This window comes from Streptomyces sp. DH12 (genome assembly GCF_020873895.1).
Lineage (GTDB): Bacteria > Actinomycetota > Actinomycetes > Streptomycetales > Streptomycetaceae > Streptomyces.
Map to the genome: position 1 here is coordinate 1 of NZ_JAHWGT010000112.1, position 1,075 is coordinate 1,075.

At 71.3% G+C, this 1,075-nt stretch carries 1 pseudogene; it reads left to right on the forward strand.

The window, feature by feature from the left end:
• Nucleotides 1-678 (forward strand): annotated as a pseudogene (locus LPA54_RS32825) (alpha-L-rhamnosidase C-terminal domain-containing protein); the annotation flags it as partial.
• Between the last annotated feature and the right edge of the window lie 397 nt (nucleotides 679-1,075).

Genomic DNA, 1,075 nt, shown 5'->3' on the forward strand with positions numbered 1-1,075 from the left:
GCACACGAACTCGGCCGGGACCCGGCACCCCACGAGAACCTGCACGGGCGGATACGGGACGCCTTCCAGCGGGCCTGCATCGACACCGCGGGCCGGGTGAAGGGCGACACACAGACCGCGTACGTCCTCGCCCTGTCCATGGGCCTCGTAACCGACGAGGTCGCGGGCCTCGACGAGGGCCACGAGCCGGACGGCTCCCGCATCCTTGAGTTGGCACCTGTCGACCGGCTTCCTCGGCACCCCCCGGCTGCTGCCCGTGCTCACCGACACCGGACACACCGACATCGCCTACCGGCTGCTCACCCAGCGCACCTTCCCCAGCTGGGGCTACCAGATCGACCACGGCGCGACGACGATGTGGGAGCGCTGGGACTCCCTGTGGCCCGACGGCGCCTTCCAGGACCCCGGTATGAACTCCTTCAACCACTACGCCTACGGCTCGGTGGGCGAGTGGATGTACGCCCACATCGCGGGGATCGCCCCGGGCCGGCCCGGCTACCGCGAGGTCGTCGTCCGCCCGCGTCCCGGCGGCGGCATCAGCGAGGCACGGGCGACACTCACCTTTGTACGGGGGCCGGTCTGGCAGCCGGTGGAAGCACCGGCACGGACGCTTCGAACCATGAGGAGGGCTGCCAGGTGTTCCGCGTCGGCTCCGGCACGCACCGGTTCACCGTCTGAACTCCACCCGGCTGCACAGGCATCGCTCCGCCCGCGCAGCCCGACCGAGGCCCTGGACGCCGGCACGAGCCTCTCGACGCCACCCCAGGCACCCTTCCCGCTCCATGCGGACACGCGGCCGCCGCCGTGCCAGGCCGGACGGAGGCCCAGGAGCAGGGCGCCGGTGACGCCCGCCTCCAGGAGATCACCGCTGACGCGCTCAGGGAGGTGTATTTCCAGGACGGCGGCCGCCGCCGGCAGCCGGGAGGAGGTGCGCTTTCACGGACATCGAGCACCTGGAGTTCGAGCTGTAGCGGCCGCCCCGGACACAGTCATTGAGCCCGGTGTGACGGAACGTCTGCTGTGGCGGGTTGAGTCCTTCGAGCCGGTGCGGTGACTGTGTGTCGCGGTCCTCGGC